General features: G+C 46.8%; 22 protein-coding genes and 1 riboswitch. Of the genes, 5 read left to right on the top strand and 17 right to left on the bottom strand.

Translation table 11 applies throughout. From position 1 onward, the window contains the following. Positions 1 to 7: 7 nt before the first annotated feature. From M1D71_RS08500 to M1D71_RS08470, 7 genes are all read right to left on the bottom strand, one after another. Entirely contained in the window at positions 8 to 670 is a 663-nt protein-coding gene (locus tag M1D71_RS08500; RefSeq protein WP_458126086.1) for a response regulator, read from the bottom strand. A gap of 18 nt (positions 671 to 688) precedes the next feature. After that, positions 689 to 1,714 (bottom strand): histidine kinase, encoded by a 1,026-nt coding sequence (locus M1D71_RS08495; protein WP_458126085.1) that lies wholly within the window; start codon positions 1,712 to 1,714, stop codon positions 689 to 691. 3 nt (positions 1,715 to 1,717) lie between these two features. Further along, entirely contained in the window at positions 1,718 to 2,746 is a 1,029-nt protein-coding gene (liaF, locus tag M1D71_RS08490; protein WP_458126084.1) for a cell wall-active antibiotics response protein LiaF, read from the bottom strand. 184 nt (positions 2,747 to 2,930) lie between these two features. Next, positions 2,931 to 3,152 carry a hypothetical protein gene (locus tag M1D71_RS08485; RefSeq protein WP_458126083.1) on the bottom strand — a complete coding sequence of 74 codons (222 nt, stop codon included), beginning with the start codon at positions 3,150 to 3,152 and terminating at the stop codon, positions 2,931 to 2,933. A 112-nt stretch (positions 3,153 to 3,264) separates the two neighbouring features. Continuing rightward, on the bottom strand, positions 3,265 to 3,804 hold the full coding sequence (locus tag M1D71_RS08480; protein WP_458127202.1) for a 3D domain-containing protein: 540 nt from the start codon (positions 3,802 to 3,804) through the stop codon (positions 3,265 to 3,267). 420 nt (positions 3,805 to 4,224) lie between these two features. Then, positions 4,225 to 6,162 (bottom strand): threonine--tRNA ligase, encoded by a 1,938-nt coding sequence (gene thrS, locus M1D71_RS08475; RefSeq protein WP_145319773.1) that lies wholly within the window; start codon positions 6,160 to 6,162, stop codon positions 4,225 to 4,227. Between the two features lie 414 nt (positions 6,163 to 6,576). Beyond that, positions 6,577 to 7,530, bottom strand: a complete 954-nt coding sequence (locus M1D71_RS08470) for a putative sporulation protein YtxC (protein ID WP_458126082.1) — start codon at positions 7,528 to 7,530, stop codon at positions 6,577 to 6,579. 171 nt (positions 7,531 to 7,701) lie between these two features. On the opposite strand from M1D71_RS08470, the gene M1D71_RS08465 reads away from it, so the two are divergent. The 4 genes from M1D71_RS08465 (at position 7,702) to M1D71_RS08450 (ending at position 11,158) form a co-directional block, all read left to right on the top strand. Then, complete coding sequence (locus M1D71_RS08465; RefSeq protein ID WP_458126081.1) at positions 7,702 to 8,106, top strand: hypothetical protein; 405 nt, start codon at positions 7,702 to 7,704, stop codon at positions 8,104 to 8,106. 295 nt (positions 8,107 to 8,401) lie between these two features. Further along, on the top strand, positions 8,402 to 8,896 hold the full coding sequence (locus M1D71_RS08460) for a cation:proton antiporter regulatory subunit (RefSeq protein ID WP_458126080.1): 495 nt from the start codon (positions 8,402 to 8,404) through the stop codon (positions 8,894 to 8,896). A gap of 4 nt (positions 8,897 to 8,900) precedes the next feature. Continuing rightward, entirely contained in the window at positions 8,901 to 10,139 is a 1,239-nt protein-coding gene (locus M1D71_RS08455) for a cation:proton antiporter (RefSeq protein WP_458126079.1), read from the top strand. Positions 10,140 to 10,252: 113 nt separating this feature from the next. Next, positions 10,253 to 11,158 carry a YitT family protein gene (locus M1D71_RS08450; protein ID WP_458126078.1) on the top strand — a complete coding sequence of 302 codons (906 nt, stop codon included), beginning with the start codon at positions 10,253 to 10,255 and terminating at the stop codon, positions 11,156 to 11,158. Between the two features lie 335 nt (positions 11,159 to 11,493). On the opposite strand, the gene M1D71_RS08445 is transcribed toward M1D71_RS08450, so the two are convergent. From M1D71_RS08445 to metA, 6 genes are all read right to left on the bottom strand, one after another. Continuing rightward, positions 11,494 to 12,507, bottom strand: coding sequence for a zinc-binding alcohol dehydrogenase family protein (locus M1D71_RS08445; RefSeq protein ID WP_458126077.1), 1,014 nt, complete (start codon positions 12,505 to 12,507; stop codon positions 11,494 to 11,496). Next, positions 12,504 to 13,481: an aldo/keto reductase gene (locus tag M1D71_RS08440; protein ID WP_458126076.1), complete on the bottom strand. Its 978-nt coding sequence runs from the start codon at positions 13,479 to 13,481 to the stop codon at positions 12,504 to 12,506. Before M1D71_RS08440 ends, M1D71_RS08445 begins: the two co-directional genes overlap by 4 nt. Before the next feature lie 235 nt (positions 13,482 to 13,716). Continuing rightward, positions 13,717 to 14,853 carry a cyclic dehypoxanthinyl futalosine synthase gene (gene mqnC / locus M1D71_RS08435; protein WP_458126075.1) on the bottom strand — a complete coding sequence of 379 codons (1,137 nt, stop codon included), beginning with the start codon at positions 14,851 to 14,853 and terminating at the stop codon, positions 13,717 to 13,719. Positions 14,854 to 15,092: 239 nt separating this feature from the next. Beyond that, on the bottom strand, positions 15,093 to 16,265 hold the full coding sequence (locus M1D71_RS08430; protein WP_458126074.1) for a trans-sulfuration enzyme family protein: 1,173 nt from the start codon (positions 16,263 to 16,265) through the stop codon (positions 15,093 to 15,095). Continuing rightward, on the bottom strand, positions 16,262 to 17,449 hold the full coding sequence (locus M1D71_RS08425) for a PLP-dependent transferase (protein ID WP_458126073.1): 1,188 nt from the start codon (positions 17,447 to 17,449) through the stop codon (positions 16,262 to 16,264). The genes M1D71_RS08430 and M1D71_RS08425 overlap by 4 nt, the downstream gene beginning before the upstream one ends. A gap of 24 nt (positions 17,450 to 17,473) precedes the next feature. After that, on the bottom strand, positions 17,474 to 18,391 hold the full coding sequence (gene metA / locus M1D71_RS08420) for a homoserine O-acetyltransferase MetA (RefSeq protein ID WP_458126072.1): 918 nt from the start codon (positions 18,389 to 18,391) through the stop codon (positions 17,474 to 17,476). A gap of 241 nt (positions 18,392 to 18,632) precedes the next feature. After that, positions 18,633 to 18,757: riboswitch (SAM riboswitch) on the bottom strand. 451 nt (positions 18,758 to 19,208) lie between these two features. Here metA and corA point away from each other — a divergent pair. Continuing rightward, entirely contained in the window at positions 19,209 to 20,144 is a 936-nt protein-coding gene (corA, locus tag M1D71_RS08415) for a magnesium/cobalt transporter CorA (protein ID WP_062833460.1), read from the top strand. A 70-nt stretch (positions 20,145 to 20,214) separates the two neighbouring features. Here the strand turns inward: corA and M1D71_RS08410 are convergent, their stop codons facing one another. The 4 genes from M1D71_RS08410 to M1D71_RS08395 all read right to left on the bottom strand — a co-directional run bounded on the left by M1D71_RS08410 (position 20,215) and on the right by M1D71_RS08395 (position 24,166). Then, the gene (locus M1D71_RS08410; RefSeq protein ID WP_458126071.1) at positions 20,215 to 21,216 is read right to left on the bottom strand and encodes an HRDC domain-containing protein; all 1,002 of its coding nucleotides are present in this window, start codon (positions 21,214 to 21,216) and stop codon (positions 20,215 to 20,217) included. 175 nt (positions 21,217 to 21,391) lie between these two features. Next, positions 21,392 to 22,270 (bottom strand): ROK family protein, encoded by an 879-nt coding sequence (locus M1D71_RS08405; RefSeq protein WP_458126070.1) that lies wholly within the window; start codon positions 22,268 to 22,270, stop codon positions 21,392 to 21,394. Positions 22,271 to 22,342: 72 nt separating this feature from the next. Beyond that, positions 22,343 to 23,029, bottom strand: coding sequence for an MOSC domain-containing protein (locus M1D71_RS08400; RefSeq protein WP_458126069.1), 687 nt, complete (start codon positions 23,027 to 23,029; stop codon positions 22,343 to 22,345). A gap of 30 nt (positions 23,030 to 23,059) precedes the next feature. Beyond that, positions 23,060 to 24,166 carry a phosphodiester glycosidase family protein gene (locus M1D71_RS08395; RefSeq protein WP_458126068.1) on the bottom strand — a complete coding sequence of 369 codons (1,107 nt, stop codon included), beginning with the start codon at positions 24,164 to 24,166 and terminating at the stop codon, positions 23,060 to 23,062.

Here is a 24,166-nt window from a genome sequence, read left to right as displayed (position 1 = left end):
CAGCATTTTACCCTTTTGTTTTCACCCAGCCCTGACGATGCGCATAGATAGCCAATTGTGTACGATCATCCATCTCGCATTTCATCAGCAGGTTGCTCACATGTGTTTTGACGGTCTTGATACTGATATGTAATTCTTCTCCAATGTCTTTGTTGGTCTTTCCCTCTGCAATAAGCAACAGCACTTCCTTCTCTCGTTCAGTCAGACCAGATTCGCTCTCTCTCGCTGTACGCTGTCTGATTCCACGAGTTAATGCCTGTGAAACATCACCTGTCATCACAGGCATGCCTCTGTAAGCCCCTTGAAGAGCATAGATCAGTTCTTCGGCGGAGACCGTCTTCAGCACATAACTGACCGCACCCGCTTCAATCGCTTGAACAACAAGATCATCCTCCAGGAAACTGGTGAGCATCACAATCTTCATCTTCGGAAATTCAGTCATGATGGCTTTCGTTGCTTCAGCGCCATTCATTATTGGCATCATCAGATCCATCAGGATCAAGTCCGGCATTTCATTATCATTTAACTTACGCAACTGATCAAGAACATCCTGCCCATGGCTCGCTTCCCCCATCACATGAAAAGTAGGCTCCAGCATCAGATACGTTTTCAATCCCATGCGCACCATATCATGGTCATCCACAATCATCACGTTTACTTTACCACTCATTCCGTCTCCCCCTCTGGTTCACTCAGGAACGTTCGGGAATTTTGGGATAAATACCCGTACCGTCGTTCCCGCTCCCGGCTTCGATATAATCTGAACTTGCCCCCCAAGCTTCTCCGCCCGTTCACGCATGGTGGATAACCCGTATGACCCTGGACGCTCGGCTTGCTGTAAAAATCCCTGGCCATCATCGCTGATGCTCATACTGATCTGATGTTCACTTTCCCGTATGGACAGACTGACCAGCCCAGCCTCTGCATGCTTCACTACATTGGCAACGGCCTCCTGGATAACAAGAAACAGCTGGTGCTCAATGGCATCCGAAATTCCGCCATCCAGTTCCAGCTCTTTCACACCTTTAAGACCATTCTGCCTGCAATAATCAGGAAACCAGCTATCCAGTGCCGCGGAGAGATCTCGCCCCTCCAGCTCCACTGGTCGAAGCTGGGCAATAAGTCCACGCATCTGACGCTGTGCAATATGTGACATCTGAATCAACTGATCCAGTACTTTACCGCCATGTTCCGGGTTCATCTCCAGCAAACGCGGCAAGGACGAAGCAGACATATGCATCGCGAACAGCTGCTGGCTAACCGTGTCATGGAGGTCCCTTGCCATACGTTTGCGTTCTTCCAGCACCGCCCGCTCCGAGGCTTGCTCCTTCTCAATGACTTCCTGCTCACCGAGGCGCTGAAGCAGTCTCATCTTTTTCTCAATCGAATCCATCATGACATTGAACTCCTGATAGACACGACCAAACGAAGCATCGTCGGCTTCAGGCATACGAACCGCCAGATTGCCCTTGGACACTTTCAACATATTAAGATCCAGCAGATCGATCTTGCGCTGAAGCCGCAAAGCAGCGATGTACCCGATTATAACGGTGGCCAGCACAACAACGGCAACATAGGTCCATGCCCGCTGACGTCCAGCCCCCACCAGTACCTCTCCATACAATAGATAGAATCCGCCCAGCGTAATCAGACCGGTTAGCGCAAAATACATCATCAGTTCCCATTTGTTTGCCTTGAGAATCGTTCGAATCATGCGTTAACCCACCTTATTGACTTTGACGTCTCCGATAAACACACTCACAATAATCCGTACCTTTTTGCTTGCTTCACGATAGTGGGCTGTTTCAGCCTGGGCACTACTCAGGAATCCGCCACGTTTCTGGTTCAACAATGACATATCTCCAATGAAGGAATTCGTCGTTACTGTCACACCCAGATCCATATCTTCTGGAACAAATACTTTCACATCCCCAATAAATGAAGAAATGACAATCTTCGTCTCACCATAAGGAATCTGTGCTTTGGTCAAATCAATTACGGTATCTCCGATAAAAGCCGAGATGTTCATGGGTTTCAACGAGAATACTTCCTGCCCCATGTACAGATCACCGATGAACGCCGATTTGTTAATTGTATTGCCGCTCCCGTAATCCCCATAACCATTTCCGTAGCCATCATCATAATGTTGTCCATATCCGGTATTGTTAGAGTTATGCGATTGATATTTCTTCTTATCCTGTTGCGCTTGTGATGATGAATCCGTTGATCCTGTGAAATGAGAGCCATGTGAATCGTTCTTCTGTTCCTGTTTCGGTTTACCAAATGTTTTCTCGAACTGTTCGTCAAACGAGGACGGCATCTCCAGATCCTCCGGAGACAACGGTTTATAAGGTTGCTCAGGTGCTGGAGGTGGCTGCATCTTGTCATGATGTTTCCGATCACGACGTCGTGGCCCAATCAGCACGAATAATCCTCCGCCAATCAGCATAACCGGAATCAGATAACGGATGAACTCCCCCATAGAGTAATCAATCCATCCCAGGTTACGGGCTAGAAAGTAACCACCGATCGCGAGGACAACTACCGGTCCAATGAAGGCGTACCCCCCATTGCGACGAATCTCCGATATTCCTTTGACCCCCCACCAGATCAGAAATAACGGCCAATATGTTCTGAAAATATATCCAACATCAATGTCATATCCCAATTGTCTGAACAAGATCATCGCACCAATAGCAATAAGAGGTATGCCAACCCACCAGCGGTCACGCGTAGATCGTTTCATCGCTCATGTCTCCTTCGTCTGTATTATGTATCCAGTGTAACTCAGACAGAACAATGAGAACAGCGGCGGCAGATGGAAGTTATCTCGGTCTCGAGACTGAGATGGGAGGATATTTATGTAAAAAATTCGAATATGTAAAACACCCCGGAGCTTTTGCTCCAGGGTGTTGAATCTTTATCTTCAATTATTTCTGGAATTTCCCTGCACGGCCTTGGTTTGTTTGACCAGTGTTTTCTACACCGAACTCGGCATTGAATTTTTCATCAGGTGTTTGGAAATTTTCTTGTACTTTGTTTTGAGCGGATTGCTTCACTTTAGCTGCTACATCGTTTGTTCCATTTTCTTGACCAAACTCTGCATTGTACTTCTCGTTTGGCGTTTGGTACCCTTGAGTTTTCTTAGCCACAACGAATCACCTCTCTCTTCATATTTACGTTGCATTTCTGCTCCGCGGGGTTCGTCCCCAGTCAATATTATGTGAAGAGAGCACCTCAGTTATTCATGTCCAACACGCCAAATTAAATCGCCTTGTCCAGCCAAGAGTCGGGTACGGATTTGTACACATCGATCGCATCTGCCAACTCGTTCAGCATTTTTTCTGTGCACTTCCCAGCGCCTTGTCTGATCACTTGTACCTCAACATCCTTTTTGCCCCATTCCTTGTACACTTGCTTCGTTGTCGGAAAATACAGATCGATTTTATTGCCTTTGATCGCTGAACCGGTATCTGCGACAATCCCGTATCCGTAGCCCGGAATATACAGAATGGAGCCCATTGGGAATAATTTGGGATCAGCTGCAATCGTGGAAACCGTTTCTTTATCACGACGTACTTTTACACCGGAATACGTAATTCCGTATTGTGGGTGTTTAGGTCCTTTTCCTGTAGACTCGACCCCTGCCGTATATCCCGTTGCTGTCACCTTTTGTGTACCCAGTACTTGTTCTGAACGCGGAGCAAGCACCGGCATAGCTGGATCAGTCACTTGTTTCTCGGGAAGCTCAGGCCTTGGAATGACCATTGGTTGCGGTGACCATAGTAAAGCCATATACACCATGGTCGTCAGCTGAGCCTCATCGCTGTATTGATTGCTTACATGTTCCAGAAATTTCTGATGAGACTTGCTCGAAGTCTCGATGATCGAAGCTTCACTGCTTCGACTCTCGACATGCAGTACCGCACTTTCCTCTTCAAATGTATAAGCATCCGCCTGGTTCAGGCCGAACATCATTCCGGCGAACATCACACAGCCAACCAGTAAACACCGTATATTTATTTTTTGAATTGAGATTTGCTTTTTCATTGTATAACCTCCCCCTCACTGCAAAGGTTTTCCAAAAAGCAATTAATCTATACTTTTCACACCAAACACTACGAAAAAACGCCTGAATAACATAGGTTAATCCCATGGTATTCAGGCGTTTCTGATTGATCAGTGCAACTTATGCACTGGTTATTCGATAATACATTTGTTCAATTACACCAAACGTGTTGAAATCTCCTCTTTCAGTTGAGCGATAATCTCATCAACCGGTTTCATGCCCAAATCGCCTTCTCCGCGCTTACGAACAGAAACCGCTTCTGCATTACGCTCATTCTCACCTACGACAAACATATAAGGCATTTTCTCAAGTTGCGCCTCACGAATTTTATATCCAAGCTTCTCGTTTCGCAGATCGGCTTCAGCAGAGATTCCGGCACGTTTCAGCTTCGCTTCTACTTCACGCGCATAATCGTCGAAGTTTCCGGATACCGGGATAACCTTGGCCTGTACCGGAGACAACCACAGTGGGAAAGCTCCTGCAAAGTTCTCCAGCAAGAATGCTGTGAAACGTTCCATTGTACTAATTACCCCGCGGTGAATAACGACTGGACGGTGTTTCTGTCCGTCATCTCCCACATATTCAAGTTCAAAGCGCTCAGGCAACAGGAAGTCCAGTTGAACCGTAGACAATGTCTCTTCTTTGCCCAGTGCTGTTTTGATCTGCACATCCAGTTTCGGACCGTAGAACGCCGCTTCACCTTCAGCTTCATAGAATGGAAGGTCAAGTTCTTCCACAACTTCACGCAGCATGCGTTGGGACATCTCCCACATCTCGTCGTTTTGGAAGTATTTCTCGGTATCCTTCGGATCGCGATAGGACAGACGGAAACGGTATTCGTTGATACCGAAATCTTTGTATACCGTTTGAATCAACTCGATAACACGAGCGAACTCTTCCTTGATCTGATCCGGACGTGCAAAAATGTGTGAGTCGTTCAGAGTCATTGCACGAACACGGTGCAGACCTGTTAACGCCCCCGACATTTCGTAACGGTGCATCATGCCAAGCTCGGCAATCCGGATGGGCAGATCACGGTAGCTGTGCATGCTGGACTTGTACACCATCATATGGTGAGGACAGTTCATTGGACGGAGAACGAGTTCCTCGTTATCCATAACCATTTTCGGGAACATATCTTCCTGGTAGTGCTCCCAGTGTCCGGATGTTTTGTACAATTCCACGTTACCCAAAACCGGTGTGTATACATGCTGGTATCCAAGACTTTCTTCCAGATCCACAATGTAACGCTCCAAAGTCCGGCGCAGTTTTGCACCGTTAGGCAACCAGATTGGGAGGCCTTGACCGACCAGTTGGGAGAATGTGAACATTTCCAACTCTTTACCGAGCTTACGGTGATCGCGTTTGCGCGCTTCTTCAAGGAAGTGCAGATGCTCGTCCAGCTGTGCTTTCTTCACAAAAGCCGTACCATAGATACGTTGAAGCATTTTGTTTTTGCTATCTCCACGCCAGTATGCACCAGCCACATTCATCAGTTTGAACACTTTGATTTTGCTAGTCGATGGTACGTGAGGACCACGACACAAGTCGAAGAATTCACCTTGCTCATAAATGGTAATTACGCTGTCTTCCGGCAAGTCACGAATCAACTCAAGTTTGTATGGATCGCCTACTTCTTCAAACGTTTTAATCGCGTCCTCGCGGCTAACTTCCTTACGTACAATTGGCAAGTTCTCGTTCACAATACGTTCCATTTCCTTCTCAATCTTTTGCAGATCTTCAGGATTAAGCGGGTGTTCGAGGTCCATATCATAGTAGAAACCATCTTCGATGACAGGGCCAATGCCGAGGCGTACCTCTTTGTTACCGTATAAACGTTTCACTGCTTGAGCCATCAAGTGAGCTGTACTATGACGCATCACTTCAAGTCCTTCTGGTGAATCCAAAGTTACGATCTCCACCAATGCTCCTTCATGAAGCGTTGTGGACAAGTCCACCACAATACCATCCAGCTTGCCGGCTACGGCATTTTTGCGCAGTCCGCTACTAATCGAAGCCGCTACATCCTCAATGCTGCTGCCATCCGCGTACTCCCGTACCGAACCATCCGGTAATTTAATGTTCACTGCCATTTGTCTCATTCCTCCTGTAAATGTAACCTTCGTGTCCAGATGTTCATGGACTGATGTTCTATTGCTATTCCAGTCATTTTGGAAAGGAACGCAAAAAACACCCGTCCCGGCAAAGGGACGAGTGACATATACTCGTGGTTCCACCCTAATTCAGCTGATTCATTCCTATTTGGAATACAGCCCTCATTGGCATGGCGATAACGGGCATGACCCGGCAGATCCTTACTCGCGGATAATCCCCAATAAAGGCGATATTAGACTCCACTTTCAAAATTGCAGCTACAAAGGGGTAAACCATACGTGATATCCGGAGGAAATTTCAGCCTGGGGTTCCTCTCTCTGCACCGATCTTGCGTGTGGTTGTTGTCTTTGTCAACGCTTTTGATTCAATGGTAAACATGTAAAATTCATGGATCAACAGTTATTATAATTGCCGAGATCACTTGCGTCAAGACCTGTCAACAATCCTGAGCGCAGCACTTCGCATTCCGGACATTGATGACATATCTGCACCTTGTCTTCAAAGATCTGGCATATGGTCGAGATAATCGGCAGATCGGGAGTGCGCGTATGCAGCATAACTTTCTCAGGAGAGATCGAGATGAGTGTACTCACAATCATATCTTCGATATCCATTTCAAGTTCTAGACCCGGCATCTCCACGACAACCTGCTCATCCTTCTGCACGGGTAACAGATTAAGTCCAGCATCAAGCACCTGAAATTCATGCATGCCCTTGTGTACAAGATGGACCAAAGGTACTTTGGCTTCCTGAAAGAATACAAAATATTTTAACAGTCCCATAAACTCTTCATACTGCCGATCCATCCAGAACTCATCGAGCGCATACTCCACTAATTCCTGAAGCTCCTGCTTATATGCCCGTATGCGAAAATTGATAATGCCTTCAAGGTGAAAAAAGTGAACATCCTCCAGATCCTGCCGTAGTCCACTTGCCAACGTAGTACGGCGACGTTCCCGAAGTCCAGGCTGATCCAGATCCCCATTTAATAATAGCGGCATACAGATCCGATTGACCTTCTCCACCTCATGCTCATCCATAACAGAACACGCTTTGGCGATCATATTCTCCACCATGTTCCGTTCTTGTGTATCCATAATGAAGTCGGCGAGTCCAAGGGAGAGAAGATCACTGATTCGGGGAAGCCATTGCTGGAAGTCTTCGTGATTCTCATTCCCTCTGCACACCCAGGCTGCTCTTCCATCATTATGTTTGAAGGTGAGCCGAAATCCTCTTTTACTTATATGTAAACCTTTAGTTTTTTCTTTGACACAACGATAAAATTGATCTGCTTCCTCTTGCCCCGATACATCGGTCCATACAGCGAACAGTTCCACTAGAATCACTCCTTTCCTTCCTGTTCAAAGTATATGGCAAGGCCGATGGGGATATACGAAGCGGATTGATGGAAAGCGTGTCATGATTTCTCAGTATAATATGAAGAGGTTTGGAGTTAAGACAAAAATGTGTTATTATTTTAATAACAGTATGTTTCACGGAAAAGGAGGGAAGCCAAAATGAGACAACAACCTAGAATACTCCACTACACCATTATTATCATTTTGTGCGTTTTCCAAGCCTTGTGCTTCCCTATTCCAATGCAGTCCGAATCTGCCGTTGGGGTGTCTGTTGATGCAACTTCCAACAAGGAAGTTTTGTTGCAAACATCCGAATCCCAGCAGAAACCTGTCATTCGCAAATACCCACAAGTCATGTCCAAGCTGATTGCGATTACGCATAATAAGCCTGTCTTTCTTGTCCTCGCATTGGTATTGATGCTGCGAATCCCTACACCGGGTCTGTCCTTTAAACCGTGGTATTGTCTGTTTAAACGCAGATTATTTCTGCTACCTATCAAGTTTACCAGCATGTATGTATCCCTCACCCCTATGGCACCAAAATACGTGAACGCTCTTCACTAGACGTTACGACGTATTTACAGGTTGCTTTGCATGGAGACACCTCTGTATTTATTAGACGGTGTGCTTGTGCATAACTTTTAACCCTTTTAGTACACGTTAGATACAAACCATTCGTTTATGACAGAACCTATTTTTGTTGTACCCACACCGACAAATTCAAATCATATGGCTGTGTCAGGAATTTCTGGCTCTGTTTACCCGCATCATTTGATGTTCCTTTGAGCAGCAGACTATCTTTCTCGGGAAATAAGCCTGTCTTCTGTGGCCAGCCCCTAATTATAAGGAGGCAGTATCCATGGATGTACGCGAAACAGACTTGCCGGGAATCGGCAAAAAATTTCAGATTGAAACAAGCAGCGGTGATAAAATTGTCATTATTATTCACGATGACGGTCGCCGGGAAATGTACCACTTCGAGTATGATGATCCCGATCAAAGTATCTCGATGATTACGCTTGACGACTACGAAGCACGACAGATTGCTGCGATTGTTGGTGGATTAACTTACAAACCGAAGCAGCTTGAAAATATTGAAGTTACGTTTGACGACCTGATTATCGAGTGGTACAAAATCGAAGCATCCTTCGGATCTATCGGTAAATCCATTGGTGAACTGGACGTGCGTCAAAACTCTGGGGCAACGGTAATTGCCGTTGTTGAGAAAAATCACAAAAAACATATCAGCCCAGGTCCGGAGGTAGTTATCAGTGCAGAATCTACGGTGGTAGCCGTTGGCGAACGCAATCAACAGAAGCTGTTTAAATCCCTCCTCCTGACTGGAAGGGGGTAAATAAATGGATCACCTGATTTTTGAAGTAGGTCTGGCCCTTGTGCTCATTGCGGCAGCCGGCCTTTTATCGGCAAAACTAAGATTTTCGGTCGTTCCGTTTTATATTCTGATCGGAATGGCCGTTGGGCCACATGCCATGCACATATGGCATCTGGACTTCCGTTTTATTGAAAGTCAGCCTTTTATTGAATTTATGGGTCGAATCGGTATTTTGTTCCTTCTCTTCTACCTCGGACTTGAATTCTCGGTAGGTCGTTTAATTAAATCGGGCCGCTCTATTGCTGTTGGCGGCTCGATCTATATCGGGATCAACTTTACACTGGGACTGGTTTTTGGTTTTGCTTCAGGTTTCCCGGTTGCGGAAGCACTCATTATCGCTGGTATAACCACCATATCTTCCAGCGCCATCGTAGCCAAGGTACTTGTCGATTTGAAACGAACGGCCAATCCCGAAACAGAAATGATACTGGGTATCATTATGTTCGAAGATGTATTCCTCGCTGTATATATCTCGATCTTGTCCGGGCTTGTGCTTAGTGATTCATCCTCCATCGGTGGCGTCATCATGTCCGCACTTATTGCCCTCGGATTCATGCTTATCGTGATTATCCTTGGACGCAAAGCGACACCGCTACTCAACAAATTGCTTAAAATTCGATCGAATGAGCTATTCTCTCTCGTTGTATTTGGCGCTTTGTTCCTGGTAGCCGGTTTCTCTGAAACCATTCATGTTGCCGAAGCGATCGGTGCCTTGCTGGTTGGATTGGTTCTTGCTGAAACAGAACACGCGAAACGGATTGAGCACTTGATTCTGCCGTTCCGTGACTTCTTTGGAGCAATCTTCTTCTTCAGCTTCGGATTGTCCATTGATCCGTTGTCACTGGGGGGCGATGCCGTATGGTTGGCTCTGATTGCAGTTGTTATTACATTGTTCGGTAACTTCCTTGCAGGCATGCTGGCTGGACGCAGTGCAGGACTATCTCCGAAAGCGTCGGCCAATATTGGATTGACCATCGTGTCACGTGGTGAATTCTCCATCATCTTGGCTAATATGGGTAAAGCCGGAGGACTGTTGCCACTGATTCAACCTTTTGCTGCATTGTACGTACTGATTCTAGCCATTCTGGGTCCTTTATTAACCAAAGAGTCCAAACATGTATTCCGTATCTTAGATAAGATATTCAAGTTCAAAGATAATCGGAAAAAGAAAGAAGAACCGAAGGTTTTGCCGAAAGAAGGATAATTCCTTATGTCTGTACATGACAGACATACTATCGTACTTCGCGGCTCTACGCCGATCTTTCTGTGACTAACCCAGGGAGAATGGATCGAAAGCCGCACTAAGGAGGATGACCTATGAAAGCACCTCTGATATCGGCTAATCCGGTGCCAAACACCGCCAAGACTAGAATAACGTCTACCCGCCGCTGGTTGAACCTATTGCTCGTGATCGCGGGCGGAATTCTGGCCTCCGTGGGACTTGAATTGTTCTTACACCCTAATAAGATCATTATTGGAGGCATTACAGGCATTTCCTCACTATTCGCCCACTGGACCGAAATGAGGATTGGATTGTTCTTATTTTTATTCAACGTTCCGTTTATATTTCTGTCCTACAAGATTGTGCAGAAGAAATTTGTTCTCGTAACTGTTCTAGGTCTGGTTGTCTTTTCGATCGGTGCCATTGTGCTTCATCCCATGCCGCCACTTGTAGAGCATCCGCTGGCTGCCGCCATGTTTGGTGGTTTGTGTCTCGGACTCGGAATTGGGCTCGTCGTACGGTATGGTGGGACACTGGATACGCTGGAAATCGGTGATCCGTCTTCCCGCCCACCTGAACGTGTATTTAGCGGAAAACGGATGCTTATCGAAAAAATAATCATGCTGTTTAACTTGTTGATACTGACAGCCGCTGGTGTTGTCTTTGGCTGGGACCAAGCGATGTATTCCGTAATCGCCTACCTTATTGCTTATGAAATGGTGTACATCTCGTTCAGGGGCTTCTCTTCCAAACGCAGAATTTGCATTTTGACCACACAAAGCTCTCAAGTTGAAAAAGCTGTACGCAAACGGCTGCGCCGTGAACCTGGAACGCTGGAAGCAGCTTCTGACTCAACACAACTTGCTATGGCTGAAGGATGGATCAAGCAGATCCCCGGTGCGCTTTATTATGAAGTACATGTCTTGGAAATGATCTGGCTAAAATCCATTGTTCGTCACATTGATCCACATGCGGGGATTGTGACGAATCCGGAAAAATAATAGCTCATATAAGTTGCACTAAAGATATTTACACTGACTACGATGACAGAATAACCTTCCAATCGCTGTTATCCCCAGATTTTTTCAATTCCCTTTTCTGAAGGGAAAAATCCGGGGATAGCGTATGCTTTCGATGTAGCTTTCTTTTAGAAAGCTTTTAGGCTAACGCTTCGCTTTTTCAGGTTTTTTCTGTCCTCTTCGTTATCGTGTAATTTTAATTCAACTTATATATTATACAAAACAAAAAAAACGCTCTCTTACCCATGGATGAACAGTTTTGTCCAACAAGGTCAGAGAGCGTTTTTTTCTTTTTCTGTTATCAGAATTACTTGATATTATAGTTCAACAATCGCTTTGACTACATGTGAATCTGGCAATAGCCATTGGTCTATTGCAGAAGGTAACTCATCAAATTGCACGCGGTGCGTGATGTACCCATCCATACTTAATTTCTTATGACGTAAGGTTGATAGGACTTGTTCAAAATCTTCACGGGTTGCGTTCCGGCTGCCCAATATGCTCATCTCGCGCTTATGAAACTCAGGATCATGAAAGGTAATATCGGCCTTCACCAGTCCTACAAAAATGAGCTGACCACTATGAGCCACATATTGAATGGCCTCATTCATCGAATTCACGTTACCCGTTGCATCGAAGACAGCTGTAGCATAGTCACCTCCCGTGATTTCTGCCACTTGCTGCACAGTACGTTCATTGGCCTGAACCAGGTCATCTGCTCCAGCCCAAGTCCGACTGAGCTCCAGCCTGTCCAGATTACGATCAACGGCAATAACACGCGCCCCCGCCTGTTTGGCGAATGCCATCACACCAAGTCCAATGGGACCTGCTCCAATCACAACCACATGCTCACCAGGCTTGATTCCTGCTCTCCTGACGGCATGGGCACCAATACTTAATGGTTCTACCATTGCTGTTTCATCCAGCGTTAAGCCTTCTGCTGAGAGCAGATGTGAGACAGGTACGCTGACTCTCTCTCTCATGCCTCCGTCTACGTGCACACCCATGACTTGCATGGATACACAGCAATTACTTTTTCCACCGCGACAAGCAACACAATGACCGCAGTGCAGATACGGGATAATGCTAACCTGATCGCCAGGCTGTAACCCGGCATCGTTCGGACCGATCTCTTCAATAACACCCGCCAGTTCATGACCCAGAACGCGTGGATAGGTAAAGAATGGCTGGTTGCCTTTGTACGCATGCAGATCCGTTCCACAGATACCAATCCGCCGAATGGCAACCAACGCCTCTCCTTCTGCTCGTTCCGGTTGAGGCAGGTCCTGGAGCTTCAATTGATCTATTTCTTCACATACAATGGCTCTCATCGTTGTTCCCCCTTGGATGCTTCTGATGTCATGTTGCTGTGCTTCGTATTATATTCAGGACGTCCGCTTGACCACGTCTCATTATGCAATGGAGCCAGAATATGTAGCACTTCATCCAGCAGATTTTGATCTATCGATTCTTCTATCCACGTTGCGTTATTGACGATATTGCGCTGGTTGGCACTGCTAACCAGCGTTGTTGGAATTCGTTCATTTGCCGTCGAGAATTGCACGGCCATCTTGGCAATGTCACTGCCTTGTTCTGCACAGAAGCGGGCAGCCTTCAGACAGAGCTGTTTCACCCGTTCATCTGCCGGATGCCAGGCAGGAGCACCACGGGTACTTAACAAGCCCATAGAGAGAGGCGAAGCATTGACGAGGCCAATTTCTCTCTTTTCCAACAGCGGCAGCAACGATAACAATGAGGTATCATTCAATGCGTAATGGCAGTACGAGATGATGGCATCCGCATCGATCTGTGGCAGAACCTCCTCAAACAACGGCAAAGGCAATCCGCAAATCCCCGCATGACGAATAACTCCCTGCTCTTTTAGACGCAGTAACGTTGGAAAGGCCTCTTCAACAATGATCTCTGCTGGTACAAACTCAATATCATGCAGGAACAAAATATCAATATAGTCCGTATGCAGTCGATCCAGGCTCTCTTGCACACTATTCAGAATCCGCCGACGTGAAAAATCAAATTCATTTTCTCCATACCGTCCGGCTTTGGTGGATAAAATATAAGAACTGCGCGGCAAACTGCGAATGGCCTCCCCCAACACCGTCTCTGCCTTCGTCAGTCCATAGTACGGCGAAACGTCTATGTAATTCATCCCCGCATCAACGGCAGCATGTACGGTACGAATACCTTCATCCCGATCTATATCACGAAATACAGAACCGAGTGAGGATGCTCCAAAGCTCAATACAGGTACGTCCAGTTCTGTCTTTCCAAGAATTCTTCTCTTCATCGGTTGGCTTGCCCCTTTCCAGCATGTCTGACTACACAAGTTCCTTCTCATTGTAACAGTTCAATTTCAACATAAAATATCGGCAATTGCGTAACATGTACTGTTTGATGACCTCGATCCGCGGAAAGAAATCAAAAAACCCGCCGTCTCTCCAAACAGAGCAGTCAGCGGGCTTGCTTCATAAATACTCATCGAATGATCAGAATTTATGGGAATAGTATTAAATTATTTAGGATTAGTTCTGCATTACGAAATCTTCATGCACGGAATTCTCTTCGTCGAACATGCGCACGATGTCATATCGGGTGTTACGTTGTGCCGGAATATAACCGGACTCCCGAATCAACCGAAGGATGGATTCAATGTTAACTTTGTACGTTGCACCTGCAGCAGATACAACGTTCTCTTCGATCATCGTGCTACCGAAGTCATTACAGCCAAATTCAAGCGACTTCTTACCGATCTCAGGACCCATTGTTACCCAAGAGGATTGAATGTTCTTGATATTATCCAGCACCAGTCGGCTGATGGCTACAGTCTTCAAGTACTCTTCCGGCGTCTGACGCTCCAGCTTGAGATTGGTATTATCCGGTTGGAAAGTCCACGGAATGAACGCCAGGAAACCTTCGGAATCATACTTGTTCGCAATACATTCATCCTGTGCTTCACGTACACGGAGCAAGTGCAGTGCACGCTCTTCCATCGATTCACCAAGTCCGATAACCATCGTTGCGGTGGTGTTCATACCGATTCGGTGTGCCGTTTGCATAACGTCCATCCAATCCCGCCATGAACCTTTCAAACGGCTGATCTTCCGACGTGTGCGGTCATCCAGAATTTCAGCACCGCCGCCAGGCAAGGAATCCAGTCCAGCTTCATGTATAGCACGAACAACCTCTTCCAATGTAAGCCCATCGGATACTTCAACCATTTTCATAATCTCAGCTGGTGAGAAAGAGTGCATCGTGATGTTCGGGAAACGCTCCTTGATGGCTTTCAACAGGTCTGTGTAATAGCTGAAAGGCAAATTCGGATTCGTTCCGCCTTGCATCAGAATCTCGGTACCATTCACATCTTCTGTTTCCTGAATTTTCTGAAAAATGACTTCGTCTGGAAGTACATATCCTTCCTCCGAACCAGGTCTGCGGTAAAAAGCACAAAAACGGCAGTACACATCACACACGTTCGTGTAGTTGACGTTACGCCCTATTACAAATGTTCTGTATGGTTCAGGGTGCATGCGTTTCATAATGACATTAGCAGCTGCCCCGATTTTGTCCACTTCATTCGATTCGAATAGCTGAATCGTGTCTTCCAAGTCTAAACGTTCGCCCCGAAGGGCTTTATCTAAGATACGGTCTACCGTACTCATCGTAAAAAAGCCTCCCTCATGAAGAGAAATTATATAACGATCCGTCCCAACTTGTTCAAGAGAAGCAAGTTCTGGTGGCAACATCGTATTTCTGTACTCCACATATCGTAACACAGGTTACATGTGAAAAAAAGCACCTTATGAACAGGTGCTTTAAAAATAAATAAAAATTTTTACATATGAAATCCAATTAATTTGATATTAAATGATATGCATAGACGTATTTCGGTACCACTTTTCTAGGATTCCTGAAGTGCTTGTTCCAAATCGGCAATCAGATCATCGATGTCTTCCAGACCTACCGAGAAACGAAGTAATCCATCTGTAATGCCACGGTCACGGCGAACCTCAGCCGGCATTGCCGCATGAGACATCATCGCTGGGTAAGACAGGATGCTCTCTACAGCTCCCAAGCTTACAGCCACAATGGGTAACTTCACCTGGTTAAGAACTGCTTTTGCTCGATCCCCTGAACCGACGTCAAACGAAACGACAGCTCCATAACCTGTTGACTGGCGCTCATGTGCCTCGCGGCCCGGATGATCCTGCAACCCCGGATAAAAGACAGCGGCAATATCACTACGCTCATTAAGCCATGCGGCCAGTTTGGCTGTGCTCTGTTCACTGTGAGCCATGCGAGCCCCCAAGGTTTTCATCCCGCGCATCAGAAGCCATGATTCTTGTGCCCCGAGTACCGTTCCGAGTCCATTTTGTAACTGTTTCAGCTGTACGCCAAGTGATTCCGTGCGAGCAACGGCTAACCCTGCCAATACATCACTGTGACCCCCGAGAAACTTGGTAGCACTATGTACGACGATATCCACACCAAGCTCAATTGGACGCTGATAGTACGGTGTCATAAAGGTGTTATCCAGAATCGTAATCAGGTCATGTTCCTTCGACCAGTCAGTTACGGCAGCGATATCCGTAATTCGCAGGGTCGGGTTAGACGGTGTTTCCATATAAACTGCCTTGGTGTTCGGTTTGAGCGCCGCTTTTACTTCATCTATATTGGTCATATCTACAAAGGTCGTCTCGATCTGCATACGACTCAATATGGAAGTAAGCAAACGATACGTACCTCCATATACGTCTTCCGTTACAATCATGTGATCCCCTGCCGAGAACATCATGAACACGCTGGAGATCGCAGCCATTCCGGATGAATAGGCGAATCCTCGTGCTCCACCTTCCAGCAGTGTGATGTAATCTTCCAATGCCTGACGTGTCGGATTACCCGAGCGACTGTAATCATGTTGAGGCGGATTGAAAATATCAAAATGATGGAATGTGGATGCTTGATAGATCGGCACACTGGAGGCCCCAGTCGTTTTGTCGATCTCGTCGCCGAAATGGAGCAACTTCGTATCAAATTTCAACTCGGAATTCGGCTTGTTGTTGGACTCACTCATGAGTGCACGCCTCCTTCAACTTCCTGTTGTGCAGCTGTCAGCGCATTGCCGAGATCTGCAATCAGATCATCCGAATGTTCAATACCTACGGAGAACCGGAGCAGTCGGTCATCCACACCTACGGCGTCACGAATTTCAAGCGGTATATCCGCATGAGTTTGTACTGCCGGGTAGGTCATGAGTGATTCCACTCCGCCGAGACTTTCGGCAAAGGCAATAAGTTTGATATGACGCAGCAAAGGTTCAACATAACGAGCATCCTTCACTTTGAAAGAGAAGATACCTGTGTTACCGGTGGATTGTTTGTTCTGTATTTCATAACCCGGATGATCTGACAGGCCTGGATGATACACTTCAACCACCGCTGGATGCTCAAGCAAGTATTTGGCAATGGTAAGTGCATTGTGCTGATGACGCTCCATGCGAAGAGCTAGCGTTTTCATGCCTTTCATCAACTGATAAGAGTCACTTGGAGACAATACAGCTCCAATGGAATTATGCAGGAAAGCCATTTCCGCGGATAATGCCTCACCCTTGGTTATAATTAATCCGGCCAGTACATCATTGTGTCCGCCCAGATATTTGGTAGCACTATGAATGATGATATCGGCACCCAGTTCAATCGGACGTTGGAAAAATGGAGTGAGCAACGTGTTGTCAACAATGGTCAACAGGTTGTAACTTTTCGCCCAGGAAGCGACGGCTTCTACATCTGTAATCATCATCAGCGGATTCGTTGGTGTCTCAATGAATACAGCTTTGGTATTCGGCTGACGAACATTCTCCAGTGCTGCAAGATCATTCGTGTCCACATAACTTGCGGTTACGCCAAAACGGGACAAGATGCGTTCAAGCAGACGATAGGTTCCGCCATACAGATCCAGCGATACAATCAGATGATCTCCCTGACCAAACATGGCAAAGATGGTTTGCAGCGCGGCCATGCCTGAGCTACAGGCAAATCCTGCGTCACCGGATTCCAGCGCTGCAGCTGCTTCTTCCAACACTTTGCGGGTTGGATTGGTTGTACGAATATAATCAAATCCCGTGCTTTGTCCAAGCTTCGGGTGGCGAAACGCAGTGGATTGATAGATCGGAAAGTTAATGGCGCCTGTTACCGGTTCATTGATGGACCCAATTTGTGCTAAGCGGCTTTCGATTTTCAACTTGTTGTTGTCTTCCATTGCTGCATCCTCCTGTGGTCTCGATTAGATTTGCGGGCCAATATCGTAAGGTGTTTCCTGATACACATAGTAATTAAGCCAATTAGAGAATAATAAGTTGGCATGAGCGCGCCAAGTAGCTGGTGGCACACGGGAAGGATCGTCATTCGGATAATAATGCCTAGGCAGCGCGATATCCAACCCTTTCGCTACATCCCGGTCATACTCCCACTTTAATGAGAAGGGATCATACTCGGCATGCCCTGTGGCAAAAATCTGTTTGCCATCTTTGGTAGCAACCAGGAAGATACCCGCTTCCTCGGATTCAGCCAAGATCTCTAACTTCTCGTTCTTTTCAATATCTTCACGTCGCACTTCCGTATGACGGGAATGCGGAACATTGAATACTTCATCGAATCCACGCAGCAACGGAACATGGGGTTTGTTGATGGTGTGCGGGAAAACGCCAAAACACTTTTCATCAAGTGCAACCTTGGGTACGTCAAAATGGTGGTATAAACCAGCTTGGGAGGCCCAACATATGTGCAGGGTTGATGTCACATTGGTTTTGGTCCATTCGAAAATCTCCTGGATTTCATTCCAATAGTTCACGTCTTCGAAATCCATCTGCTCCACAGGAGCACCCGTGATAATCATTCCATCAAAGCGGCGGTGCTCAATCTCATCGAACGTTTTATAGAACAAATCCAAATATTCCTGAGACGTATTCTTCGAGGTATGGGATTTGGGATGTACCAGAACGACATCCACCTGAATGGGCGTATTTCCTACCAGACGAAGCAATTGTGTTTCCGTCGTTTCCTTTGTGGGCATCAGGTTTAATATAGCGATACGGAGTGGACGAATATCCTGCTGGTATGCAGAAGTTTCATCCATGACGAAGATATTCTCTCCTTCAAGTACTTCTTTTGCTGGCAGAGTATCAGGTATTTTGATTGGCATGGTAAGTCTAACTCCTCCTTGTGCATTGATAGATGCAGCTACCGCTGGCTTGATGTGTCCACATCAATGCAGTTATAGGCTGCCATGAGTTTGTCTACATATGTTGGATTACAAGTCCATCCAAAGAAAGTTACAGACAACCTCAAGTTCCTTAGCGAAAATCACTGCTGAGAAGTCGGGGCATACGACAAAGACCTTCCTCGGATTTCGAGAAAGGTCATATGTAAATAGATATGCGCCTCTCTCATCTCTCAGTTACAACAGTGCCACTTGGGCACTTGGTCGCTGCAAGAATTAGCACCGTGCGGTATACCGCCGGTTGCCGGGTTTCATCGGGCCAGTCCCTCCACCTACTCTTGATAAGATTTCGCTGTATTTGATTGTAATTTAATATGGTTCACCGTCTACTTTATTACATTAATGCCCTCACGTCAAGTTGCAGTTCAATGTCTGCTTTCCAGATCGGAACCGTTCATCATTCGTTGTCATACACTGCCTCAGAGCGCGAAATAGACACATTTTTGCGCTTGAAAGCACCTTGTACCAGCGGTATACTAAACAAGGTGTTATAAACCCTTATGTGAGAGGTGACATATTAAATGGATGGCGACCCGAGGCCTGACTGGCAGCCGAATTCCGACAAACTGCATAGAGAATTGACATCAGCATGCCGGCAGCGGGACGTAACTTCCGTTTGATTATAAAGTGAACGCAGCCCTGATCTCCAGGCTCCGCTGCCGACCGGCTGATTTGTTCTTTTTGCGCCCATAATGATAATATCCGCCAGGTTGGCGGGTGCAGAAGGAGTAGATTAACGATGAAAATCCGGTTGGTTAACAACGGTGTATTTATTCCGGTGGACGACATTCAGCAGGCGCTGACTCCACCAGCGGAAGGATTTTACTGGATTGATGCGGATGTAGACGATTTGGCGGTACTTCAACCGCTCTTCTTAATGCATGATCTGGCTGTGGAAGACTGTCTCAGTGACGAAGAACAACGTCCGAAAATTGAGATATATGAGAACCATTATTTTATTGTGATTAATAGCATTCGTTTTGATGATGAAGAGATATTTCTACGTGCGGTCAACCTGTTCCTCGGCAGACATTTCATTATAAGTGTTACGAAACAGAAGGTCAGCGAATTGCGCACATTGAAACCCATCCTGTGGGAACAGGAAATCAGTACACCCGATCGTCTGCTGTACCTGCTGGTTGACTTGATTGTTGATAATTATTTCACCGTAGGTGACCGAATTGAAGCTCGGATCGAGAAGCTTGAGGAAGATATTCTGATGCACACCAAAAAGTCTCATCTGAATGAAATCATCGGGCTACGCAGTGAGATTCTGTGGCTGAAAAAAGTGCTCGGACCTCAGAAAGAGGTCATTAACACCCTTAACAAAAAAGATCTGCGTCTCATTGATGATCAACTTCAAAAATATTTCAGTGACATCTATGAGAATGCCGTAAAAATATCTGAAACCTTTGAAACCTACCGCGACCTGATGGGTAACTTGCGAGAAGCCTATCAATCCAGTATTGCGAACCGGGCGAATGAGATCATGCGTGTGTTTACCGCCATTACTACGGTCTTCATGCCGCTGACGGTCATTACCGGTATATACGGCATGAACTTTACGAATATGCCAGAACTTAACTGGAAATACAGCTATTTTGTTGTGATTGGCCTGATGGTAACGCTGGGCCTGAGCATGTTCTTTATTTTCCGCAAAAAAGACTGGGTATGAACTCGTATGAAATAACGAAGACGAAGCGCTCCTCCGGGAGAAACGCCTCGTCTTTTTTCATTTCCGATCATTAACCAACATGCTGCTCTGTCTCTGCGTGCCGACGAAAGCGGATTCGAATCATGCGCAGTCTTTCATAGACCTGCTCCAGACTTCCTCCGTCGGGCTTCTCTCCTCCATACACCTTATGTAATACCGGCTTCAAGAACGTATCTCCCAGCTCCTCATATGCACTCCATACGGCCTCTTGTTCGTTCTCTGGCATAACTGCCAGCTCCACATCCAGAAGACAATCGGTGTCATAACCTTCGAGATCCAGTGTCTCCAACAGCTCAATCAATTCGCGTCGAGATAATCCGGATCGATTAACAATCTCTTCTAACGTATGCCCGTCCTTCATGCCCTCAAGCACCTGCTTACGCGTGGTGAACCTATCGAGTTCCTGCTTGTACTTCTGCTCTCTCTGCTTGTATAACCAGCTTTCATATTCTTCTTCCTTCAGAGCTGTGTATACCCAATCCAGCGGGAACGTTGTTGAACGCTCCAATCCATTCGTAATCTCCATCCACTCCGTACCATACTCGGTCGCTTTGCTCTCCCCTACGCCAGGCAGTTGCATGAGTTCATCCATCGATTGCGGAACAAAGGCACTGATCAAACGCAGCAGACGGTTCGTTGCAATAAAATAGGGTGCCTTCCGGTCAGATACAGCTCTCTTCCTGCGCCACGTGCACAGATCCGTATATAACTGCTCATTGCCGTATAGTTCACTGTAGCAATGGAGTCGCTGACCACCATAACTGCGTGATTTCAGATCATCATTCTCGTGAAATAAACCCTGCAGCTGCGGTCGGTATCCTTCGCTCATCTGTATGGCAAGCTGATGACGGTAGATATGAAGCAGCTCCTCCCAGGAAGTTCCTTCGAACCAGATGCTGTCCTCTCGCTCACCTTCCTCGTAGCGGCTCCATCCCAGTTGCCAGCTATCTTCCTCTTCCCCAATCCATAACTGCGCATACTCTGCGTTCTGATCTGACATTCTGGACAATCTGTTCATAAAAATAACTTCCATTTTCGTTCCCTCCCTTAGAATATTCAGCTTATACGAGTTAGATCTGCTACCTACAGGCAGCACAAAAAACACCTCTCCTGCAAAATCCATGCAAGAGAGGTGCTTCCTCATTAACCGTACTATGCTGTTGCCCATATCATACCACAATGGTAAATTTCGTCAATCCCTTATTGATCTAGATATTCAATGCCAACTTGGCAAGCGCCAGCGAACCACACAGCCCTGCATTGTCACCAAGTCCTGGTGAAACAACATACTGGTCAATGTCAGATTGAATTGCTGGATGCTGAACGTATCCAGCAAGCAACTCCTGCAGTTTGCTACGAACCATCGGGAACAGATGCTCCTGCTTCATTACTCCGCCACCCATTACGATTTTCTGCGGAGAGAGAATCAGAACATAATTCATCAGTGCATGTGCCAGGTAATGTGCTTCGATCTCCCATGCTTTATGATCTGCGGGCAGTTCATAAGCCGGTTGCTCCCAACGTTTGTTGATGGCCGGGCCAGCTGCAAGACCTTCGAGGCAGTCCCCATGATACGGACAGAAACCCTCGTATGTATCCTCCGGATGTCTGCGCACAATGATGTGTCCCATCTCTGGATGTGACAATCCATGGACCATTTTACCGCCAACCACAGCGCCTGCACCAATGCCTGTGCCCACAGTGATATACAGACAACTCTCAAGACCTTGTGCAGCGCCCCAGGTTGCTTCTCCAAGTGCAGCACCATTCACATCCGTATCAAATGTCATCGGTACATCAAAATGCTCCTTGAGATTGCCAATCAGGTTGTACTGTCCCCAATGTGGTTTGGGTGTTGTTGTGATATAACCATACGTTGGGCTTCCTTCAATCGGGTCAATCGGGCCAAATGAACCTACGCCCAGCGCTTCAATGCCTTTGCCTTCAAAAAAAGAAATCACTTGAGCCATTGTCTCTTCCGGTGTCGTCGTTGGAAAACTTACGCGTTCAAGAACTTCTCCATTTTCCGTGCCAATACCACATACAAATTTGGTTCCGCCTGCTTCAATCGCGCCTAAGATCGTCATGTTAGTCACACTCCCAAGTTAGTTTAAAAAAGGATTGATCGTTCCTTACTGGATGACACTATAATTACCCTGCTACTCGATATCCAGCTTGGACAGTCGTTTCATTAACGTCTGCCTCCAGCTGTCTGACAGTGCAGAAATGGCCAGCAGCGCCCGAATCCCTTCGGCATCTTCTTTCCCCTGATGCATAATTCGATTGGCTTCAAGAACCGTCATGGATGATGGATCAGTGCTGATTCGTCGAAATATCGACGAAGGCCGTACCTCCCCTTCTTGCAGTACACGAAAGTAAAAGCCGGTATGTCCACTCTCCTGAAAATATACAGGCAGCTCCTTATAATCATACCGTGCACCCAGCTTAAAACATGGTTGTCTGGGCTGACTGACCTGCACTGTAGCCTCGCCCAACTCGTACACGTCACCAATTCGGACATCTTCTTCGGCACAGCCCTCAACCGTCAAATTTTCACCACAAGCTCCCCAGTCCAGCTTGCGATCCATCCGTTGTTCTAACGCCGGATAACGACTGTAATCGTATACACAAACGGCCTTGTCGGGTCCGCCATGATGCACCAGGTCCGCCTGCGCATCCCCTGTCATTCCAGTGAATGACAGGAAAACCGCGCCGGATACAGGATGTTTCACAATGCCGCTCATCACTTCACGCTTTTGCCCAGGGAGCGGCCGCGGCAGTCCTACATTAATAGCCAGAACAGCTGTGTTGCCTTCCCCCAGCTTTTGATCAGATGTGAGTGTCATTTGCATCATACCTCCCATAATCACTTTCTTTTAACGCACAGAGCCACCAAATACCAGCGTATTACTCAAGAGTCGGCCCGGAGAAGTTAGCATTTTACCCCCGGCATACATGCCTGAGGATGCACCTCCGTCCAGATTCATGGCCTGTTTGGCACCAAGTTTCTGCATCACCGCTGCCCACTCCTTAACTGTCGCTCCGGAAACAGTAGCCAGCATTACGGAACCATCCGCCATGATGGCGATACCACTTCTGGCTCCGGACGCGGTAAGAATCTTGGCATCCTTGAAACCTTCACTCGCCGGGTTTACAGCTACCTTACCGTCTTTGACCAGACGTGGTCCTGCTCCAACAGCGGTCACTACATCTTGCCATGGGATCTCTTTGCCTGCTGCATTTGTATACTTATAATTCATTTCTACGGTTGAGCCAACAGTGAAACGGTCCGAAGAAGATTTCTGATTGCCGGTGAAGACCAATACCGAGCCATTCTTAGGAATCGCTACATTGGTGTTTGGCACCTTTTTGGTCACAATCCCCTTCTCCATGACAACCGCAGTACCACCTTTGAATCCGACTGTCGCACCTCGTTCAGGCGTATACAACATTGTAATGCTGGCATTCGCTGAAGGCGTTCGATTAATAAAGGTCGCATACCAACTGCGTGATTTGCCTTTCGTATCTGTCACTTTACCTGTCAGGCTCACCTGAAGTGAATCCATAATCGCCGAGCCGTCTTCCTTGAATCCGATGGATGTTCCGTATCTTCCAATATGTATGACCTTGCCATTTGCTATTAACATGCCATATGGATCTGGTGCTCCATTATACGCTTCAAAAAATGCTCCGTTAATGGCTGCTTGTGCGCCATAGGCTTTCACAATCGATGGCAGTGTTGCCGTCTGGCCAACTTGTTTCTTCGCAAGTCCCACAGTAACCGGTGTTCCTTTTGGAATCGTAACCGTCTGCACGGTAAAATTGCGTCCTGCTGCTTTTACTTTCTGTACTTTGGTGCTAATTGCTGCTTTGGCATCCACTGTCTGTGGCGCACTTACTGCTCCCGAAAGAATCACGGGCAAGGCCAGGACGAGGGCCATAGCCCCTGTCCACCACTTTTTGCCTGTTCGTACGTTCTGCAT

The organism is Paenibacillus sp. Z3-2, assembly GCF_054161325.1.
Note: the sequence above shows the minus strand (reverse complement) of the source record. Positions and strands in the feature narration are given on the sequence as shown.

Coding starts and splice junctions, on each gene's coding strand:
- corA (WP_062833460.1), top strand. CDS start 19,209: ATGAAAATCCGGTTGGTTAACAACGGTGTATTTATTCCGGTGGACGAC.
- M1D71_RS08495 (WP_458126085.1), bottom strand. CDS start 1,714: ATGATTCGAACGATTCTCAAGGCAAACAAATGGGAACTGATGATGTAT.
- M1D71_RS08440 (WP_458126076.1), bottom strand. CDS start 13,481: ATGAAGAGAAGAATTCTTGGAAAGACAGAACTGGACGTACCTGTATTG.
- M1D71_RS08480 (WP_458127202.1), bottom strand. CDS start 3,804: ATGGTGTATATGGCTTTACTATGGTCACCGCAACCAATGGTCATTCCA.
- M1D71_RS08430 (WP_458126074.1), bottom strand. CDS start 16,265: ATGAGTGAGTCCAACAACAAGCCGAATTCCGAGTTGAAATTTGATACG.
- M1D71_RS08500 (WP_458126086.1), bottom strand. CDS start 670: ATGAGTGGTAAAGTAAACGTGATGATTGTGGATGACCATGATATGGTG.
- liaF (WP_458126084.1), bottom strand. CDS start 2,746: ATGAAACGATCTACGCGTGACCGCTGGTGGGTTGGCATACCTCTTATT.
- M1D71_RS08395 (WP_458126068.1), bottom strand. CDS start 24,166: ATGCAGAACGTACGAACAGGCAAAAAGTGGTGGACAGGGGCTATGGCC.
- mqnC (WP_458126075.1), bottom strand. CDS start 14,853: ATGAGTACGGTAGACCGTATCTTAGATAAAGCCCTTCGGGGCGAACGT.
- M1D71_RS08445 (WP_458126077.1), bottom strand. CDS start 12,507: ATGAGAGCCATTGTATGTGAAGAAATAGATCAATTGAAGCTCCAGGAC.
- M1D71_RS08460 (WP_458126080.1), top strand. CDS start 8,402: ATGGATGTACGCGAAACAGACTTGCCGGGAATCGGCAAAAAATTTCAG.
- M1D71_RS08405 (WP_458126070.1), bottom strand. CDS start 22,270: ATGACGATCTTAGGCGCGATTGAAGCAGGCGGAACCAAATTTGTATGT.
- M1D71_RS08425 (WP_458126073.1), bottom strand. CDS start 17,449: ATGGAAGACAACAACAAGTTGAAAATCGAAAGCCGCTTAGCACAAATT.
- thrS (WP_145319773.1), bottom strand. CDS start 6,162: ATGGCAGTGAACATTAAATTACCGGATGGTTCGGTACGGGAGTACGCG.
- M1D71_RS08455 (WP_458126079.1), top strand. CDS start 8,901: ATGGATCACCTGATTTTTGAAGTAGGTCTGGCCCTTGTGCTCATTGCG.
- metA (WP_458126072.1), bottom strand. CDS start 18,391: ATGCCAATCAAAATACCTGATACTCTGCCAGCAAAAGAAGTACTTGAA.
- M1D71_RS08410 (WP_458126071.1), bottom strand. CDS start 21,216: ATGGAAGTTATTTTTATGAACAGATTGTCCAGAATGTCAGATCAGAAC.
- M1D71_RS08400 (WP_458126069.1), bottom strand. CDS start 23,029: ATGACACTCACATCTGATCAAAAGCTGGGGGAAGGCAACACAGCTGTT.
- M1D71_RS08465 (WP_458126081.1), top strand. CDS start 7,702: ATGAGACAACAACCTAGAATACTCCACTACACCATTATTATCATTTTG.
- M1D71_RS08450 (WP_458126078.1), top strand. CDS start 10,253: ATGAAAGCACCTCTGATATCGGCTAATCCGGTGCCAAACACCGCCAAG.